The sequence below is a fragment of the Peterkaempfera griseoplana genome, from assembly GCF_001418575.1.
Taxonomy (GTDB): Bacteria; Actinomycetota; Actinomycetes; order Streptomycetales; family Streptomycetaceae; genus Peterkaempfera; species Peterkaempfera griseoplana.
On the sequence record NZ_LIQR01000148.1, the window covers coordinates 1 to 6294 of the forward strand.

Annotated in this window: 4 protein-coding genes; all 4 read right to left on the reverse strand. The window is 71.4% G+C overall.

All coding sequences use genetic code 11. The annotated features are described in order from the left end of the window. A partial coding sequence (locus tag AOK09_RS12255) for a glycoside hydrolase domain-containing protein (RefSeq protein ID WP_157875871.1) occupies nt 1–900 on the reverse strand: 900 nt, incomplete at its 3' end. A gap of 363 nt (nt 901–1263) precedes the next feature. Further along, nucleotides 1264–4017 carry a bifunctional YncE family protein/alkaline phosphatase family protein gene (locus AOK09_RS12260; protein ID WP_055587193.1) on the reverse strand — a complete coding sequence of 918 codons (2754 nt, stop codon included), beginning with the start codon at nt 4015–4017 and terminating at the stop codon, nt 1264–1266. A 4-nt stretch (nt 4018–4021) separates the two neighbouring features. Beyond that, a complete protein-coding gene (locus AOK09_RS12265; protein WP_055587194.1) occupies nt 4022–5401 on the reverse strand; it encodes an ABC transporter permease in 1380 nt (459 codons plus the stop codon). After that, nucleotides 5398–6294, reverse strand: an 897-nt coding sequence (locus tag AOK09_RS12270; protein WP_055587195.1) for an ABC transporter ATP-binding protein, incomplete at its 5' end; no start/stop codon positions are given. The genes AOK09_RS12265 and AOK09_RS12270, both read right to left, overlap by 4 nt.

Here is a 6294-nt window from a genome sequence, read left to right on the forward strand (position 1 = left end):
CCCCAGGGCGGCGGCCGCCGCGACCGCCTGCTGGGCCTCGCTGTGGCCCTGGCCGGCGGCGGTGGCGAGGGTGGTGGAGACCCGGTGGCCGAAGGTGGTGCAGGGCGCCTGGAGTCCGACGTGGATGGGGATGACGTGCCAGCCCGCGGAGGTCTGGGTCCGGACCCAGGACGAGGTCAGGTTGGGCTGGGCGCAGGCTGCGCTGACGCCGCTGATGTAGACGCCGATGGCATGGAAGGGGGACGCCGACCAGGCGGACATCTGCGCTGCGGACGGTGCGGAGCAGGGGTCGAAGCCGAGTCCGGTGTAGGTGCCGGGCTGCGCGGCGACGGCAGTGGTGGCCGCGACCGTGTCTGCGGTGGCTGCCGGGGGCGGAACCTGTCGGGCCTGTCCGTCCAGGGTGGCGCTGTCCAGGACGCCCTGCGCGGCGGCCTGGTCGTCCCCGACCGAGGTGACCAGCACTCCGGCGGCGGGCACGGCCTGGCGTATCCGCCCGGCGGGCTCGCCCTCGGCGTGGGGGGCCGGGGCCTTCGCGGAACCGCGGGGGGCGATCCGGGTGAGGCGGTCCACCGATGTCCGGCTCCGCGCGTCCAGTGGTTCGATCAGCACCGCGCCGGACCGGCGGCCGACCGGTCCCGCCGGGCAGGAGGCCTGCCCGGTGTCGGTAGGGTGGCCGAGGTAGACGGTGTGGCGGTCGAAGCGCACACAGGTCCCGGGGGCCGCGGCCAGGTCGACGACCGGCCAGCTGCTGGGGACCCGTAGGTGGTAGCCGCGGTAGGAGACGTCTTTTGTGCCGGGCGTCGTTGCGGCGGTGCTCGGGCCCGCGGAGGCGAGTGTGGCCGCTGCGGCGAGCAGGACCGCCGCCGCGTGGGCCGCGGGGCGCGTGATGGTCAGGGGCATGACACTCCAGTTCTCGGACGGTGGGGCCGGACTGTGCGTCGTTCACCCGGTCCACGGGTGCGCGCGCCGTTGCGCACGGCGCCGCCATGGAGGGCAGTGGAAAGGTAGCGCGTAAGTTAGTGCCGCCACAGCACTTGATTTCGAAAATTTACGTCGCCGATGTGGGAGGCCCGTTCCCCACCGCGCCGAACGCCCGGCTATCAGGCGTTTGTGACCATCCGTCAGGTTGCGGCAGCCCCTGGCGCGCAGGGAGCGCTCCGGGCACCGACCGGCTCCGGGGGCGACAGGGCCCCTGCCCGGCGGTGACGCCTGGCAGGGGCCCTGCGGTGTGCGGTGTGCGGTGTGTGGTGTGCGCCGGCTACGTCAGCCGTCGTTCTCCGCCGACGGGATGAAGGCGCCCGGCACCTCCGCCGGTGCGACGATCTTCTTCTCGCCGGGGTACGGCTTCTTCCAGTCGTGCGACTCGTACCAGGTGAGGTGGTTCATCTGGGCCGGGTTGGCGTAGTCCGGCACAGCGTTGGGACCGGTCAGCCGCTGCTGCTTCTTCCAGTCCGACCACTTGTCCGCGACGGCCTGCTCGGCCGCGGGGACGACCCCGGTCGGCGCGGCCGCGGCGGCCGGGTCCTGCGGCGCCGGGACGTCCAGACCGCAGGACGGCGCGGTGGCCAGGCCGTTGGTCAGCGAGGTCCGGTTGGGCAGCGCGGTGAACGGCGTGTAGTCCGGGGTGCTGGTGAACGCCTCGGCCATCGGCGTCGCCGCCGTGTCCTTCTGGTTCATCGGCTGGATCCCGAGGATCTGCTCGATGGTCCGGACCATGTTGATCTGCGAGTGGTAGCTGCTGTCGACGGTGCCGTGCTGGGCCCAGGGGCTGATGATCTGGATCGGGGCACGGTGGCCGTCGACGTGGTCGAGACCGGCCTGGGAGTCGTCCTCGACGACGAAGATCGCCGAGTCCTTCCAGTACTTGCTGTGCGTGATCTCGTCGACGATCTGGCCGACCGCGAGGTCGTTGTCCGCGACCTGGGCGGCCGAGTTGGCCGGACCGCCGGTGTGGTCGCTGGAGAGCCAGAACATGTTCAGGTTCGCCGGACCGTTCTGCTCGAAGTCCTGCTTCCAGATCTGGGCGCGGTAGACGTCCGGGACGCTGGTGTCGAACTTCGGGAAGGCGGGCACCGACACGTTGTTGAGCGACGGGATCGGCGAGGAGGAGGCCAGCTTGTAGGCCGAGGCCTGGCCGGTCGACGCCATGTTCTTGGTGTCGCAGTACAGGTTCTGCCAGGTCGCACCGGACGGCTTGGACAGGAACTGGTGGAACTCACCGAAGTCCCGCACGGTCTGGCCGGCCGCCTGGGCACCGCTCCACAGGGTGCCGCTGGTCTGGTGGCCGAGCGAGTCGTCCTCGGTGTCGTAGCTGCGCAGGTACTCACCGGCGGAGGACTCGGTGTACTCCGGGTTGTCCGCCTGCATCAGCCAGTTGTGGCCCTCGGCGGAGTTGGTGCCGATGTCGTACGTGTTGTCGTACAGGCCGAACTGCCGGGCCAGCGCGTGCTGGTTCGGCGTCACGTTCTCGCCGAACTGCGCCAGCGACGGGTCGCCGTTGCCCTCGGGGATGTCACCGAAGACCTGGTCGTAGGTGCGGTTCTCCTTGACGAGCAGGAAGACGTGCTTGATCGTCGACGGGTCGCCGATCTTGTTCGGGACCGGGACGGCCTTGGCCTTCTTGCCGGTGGCGATCTGGGCCGCGTTCTTGGTCCAGTTGTTCTGCTCGAAGACCTTCTTGGTCTGGTCCTTGATGACCTTGTCGCTCGGCAGGGTGAACCGCACCACGCTGGAGGTCGTGTCGTGGGTGGCGTGACCGGCGGCGGTGGTGGGACGCAGGGCGTCGATACCGCGGGTGTTGGAGACCAGGATGTCGTTGCCCGAGGAGGAGATCTCCGCGGGGAAGTAGTCCGTGGGGAGCAGGCCGACGTAGCTGACCGGCTCCTGCGGGCTGGTGTAGCGGTAGACGGCGACGGCGTTGGCCCGGCCGAGGGTGACCAGCAGGTGGCCGTCGTCGGTGAGGGTGACGGCGTTGGGCTCGTAGCCGATCGACGCCTCGGACCACGGCTGGGTGGCGATGGTCTGGACGACCTCGTCCTTCTTGGTGCTGATCACCGACACGCTGTTGGTGGCGGTGTTGGTGACGAACACCGCACCGTCCTTGGCGTACACGGCGGTCGGGTGCAGACCCACGTCGATGCTGGTCGCGGCGGCGGCCGGGTTCGCCAGGTCGATCACGCTGACCGTACCGGTGGTCGCGGCACCGGTCTGCGGGTCGGCCACCACATTGGTGCCGTACGAGTTGATGGTGGTGTCGCCGGGCTTCGCCGGGCGGCCGCCCTCGTTGCTGACGTAGAGCTTGCTGCCCACCTGGACCATGCCGCGCGGGGCGTTGCCCACCGCCCAGCTCTGCTTGACGGCGCCGGTCACCGCGTCGAGGGCGACCACGCGGTTCTGGCCGTTGACCGCCGCGTACACGGTGGAGCCGTCGGCCGAGAACACCGCGGCGGCCATCAGCGCGTGCTTGGAGCCGTCCGCCGGGAGCTTGATGTCCACCGGGTTGGTGACACTGCCGTCCGCGTTGACGTCGAACCGGGTGTAGCCGTCGGTGCGGCCCAGCCACAGGTGCTTGCCGTCGGGCGAGTACGCGGGGCCCTCCTGGCCCACGTCGTTGCCGCTGATGCGCGGCGTCGACGTCGCGGCGTTGCTGACGAGCTGCTGCACCTTCCAGTTCTTGACGTCCACGATCGCGAGCGCGGCGCCGCCGTCGGTGACCGCGGCCGCGACGTGGGTGCCGTCCGGGCTCACCGTGGACGACATGATCTTGCCGTTGTTGATGACCAGGCGCTCGCCGTACGGGTCGATGTACTGGTTGCTGGAGACCAGCTCGCCCTTGTCGTAGACCTGGCCCACGTGGCGGGAACCGAACGGGTCCGTCTGGGCGAAGCCGATGCCCGTGCCGGCGGCGACGACGACGGCGGTGGCGGCTGCCGTGATCAGGGTCCGACGGCTGCCGATACGGCCGCGGAAGCCGGAGAGGTTGTTCTCGACACGCACGCGGCGGCGAGTGACCTGCATTGCATTATCCCTTCGAGGGGGTCGGGAGCAGTTCGACGTTGCCGTCGAACTGCCACAGCGGGTTCGGTGCGTCGCCGGTCGGGGTGCGCACCAGGAAGTAGCCGTTCACTTCCTTCGGTCCGTCGCCGTCGGCGACGAACCGCCCGTCGGGGGTGACGTCGAGCTGGTAGATGGCCGTCCCTGCGGCCTCGACGCCGGGGAGATGCCAGGTGACGACGCAGCGCCAGTCGTTGCCCGGCCCTTCGGTGGCGACCCTGTCGCTGCCCTTGTCACACGTCGCCGAGGTCCTCAGCTGTGCCTCGGTGACGCCGGGACGGTTGAGTTCCCTGGTCTGGATGCGGTACAGGTGGGCGAAGGCCGTGGCGACCGATCGCTGCACCTTGTCCTGTTCGATCCCGGAGCCGCCGCCCGTCGCCGGGGCGAGGACCGCGATCGTGAGGGCGAGCAGCCCGGCCAGCGGCAGGACCCCGACGGTGACCGCGCGGCGTCCCGAGCCGTCGTAGGACAGGTTGGTGAAGTCCCGCCGTAGGAAGAGCAGATAGGCCGGCAGGGTCGCGGCCACGGCCCACACCAGGGCGACCGCGATGCCGATCAGCAGCGGGCGGAGCTGCGCCGGGCCGGTGAACAGGCCGTTCCAGGAGACGAAGGCATAGCCGGGCAGGGCGAGGCGTACGCCGACGGGGAGCGGCATCATCTGGGCGAGCTGCATCGCGAGCGCCACCAGCGCGGGCAGCAGCAGTCCCATCGGGGAGCGCCCCAGCGCCACGGACCCCAGGAATCCGATGCCGGCGAGCGCCAGGGTCGGTGCGAGTACGCAGAGCCAGGCGAGCAGGACCCGGCCGGCGGCGTCCCCCGGCGCCAGCAGCCCGCCGTCGAGGCCGACCAGCGGATGACTGCCGACCGCCGCGATCCCGCCGGCCGTACTGGACGCGACCAGGCCGGCCACCAGCAGCAGCAGGACGGTGAGGCTGGCCAGCGCCTTCGCTGCGAAGATCCGCCGGGGCGAGCGGACCGCCACCAGCAGATGGCGCCAGGTGCCCAGCCGGTCCTCGGCGGCGAACACGTCGCCGGCCACCACCGAGGTCAGCAGCGGCAGCGCCCAGCTGCCCGCGAAGCCGAGCACCACCAGCGGTCCGGCCCACCCGGTGGCGTGCATCCAGCGGCCGAAGAGGGTGTCCGTGGGGAGCGTGCTCTGCCGGCTCACCCCGACGACGAAGACCGCCGGGACGATCCAGCAGGCGAGGACCAGCAGCCGGATCCGCCACTGGGAGACCAGCTTGACCAGCTCGAAGCGGTAGGCCCGCGCCACCGGGACGGGGCGGGCCGCGGCGGCCTGGGGCCGGGACCGGGGCTCGGGATCGGTCTGGACGAGGGTCGCGCTCATCGGGCGGCCTCCTGCTGCTCGGTGAGGGCGAGGAACGCGGCTTCCAGCGGCGACACCACAGGGGCGATCTCGCGCACCGCGACGCCCCCGTTCACCAGCCGCACCACCAACTCGTCGAGGGCGGGCACCTGTGCGCGCACCACGAGCACCCCGGCGCCGCGCCGCATCCCTGCGGGGTCGACGAGCTGGACCCCGGGGACGGCGGCGGCCACTCCGCGGGCGGCCTCCGGGTCGGAGGTGAGCAGCCGGTAGTCGAGTTCGCTGTTCTCGGCGGCCAGCTTGTCCAGCGGCCCGGAGAAGACGATGCGTCCGGTGGCGAGGATGGTGACCTCGGAGCACAGGGCCTCGAGGTCGTCCATGCGGTGGCTGGAGAGCACCACGGAGGTGCCGTTCTCGGCCAGCCGGTTGAGGACGCCGTGCACATGCCTCTTCCCGGCCGGGTCGAGACCGTTGGAGGGCTCGTCCAGGACGAGGAGCCGGGGTCCGGTGAGCAGGGCCGCGGCGAGGCCGAGCCGCTGGCGCATGCCGAGGGAGAAACCCCGGGCCCGGTCGTCGGCGACATCGGTGAGCCCGACCTGGTCGAGTGCGTCGTCGATCGCCGAGGTGCGCGTGCCGCGGCCGCGGAGGGCGGCCAGCGCGGCGAGGTTCTGCCTGGCGGTCAGCGACGGGTAGAGCCCGGGACCGTCCACGAAGCCCGCGACACCGTCGGGAGCGGCGAGCGTCCGGCCGACGGGGGCGCCCAGGATCTCGAGGCGGCCGCTGTCGGCGACGGCGAGGCCCAGCAGAAGGCCGAGCAGTGTGGTCTTGCCGGCCCCGTTGGGTCCCACCAAGCCGTGGATCTGCCCCTGCGCCACATCCAGATCGATGCCGTCGAGTGCGACGACGTCACCGAA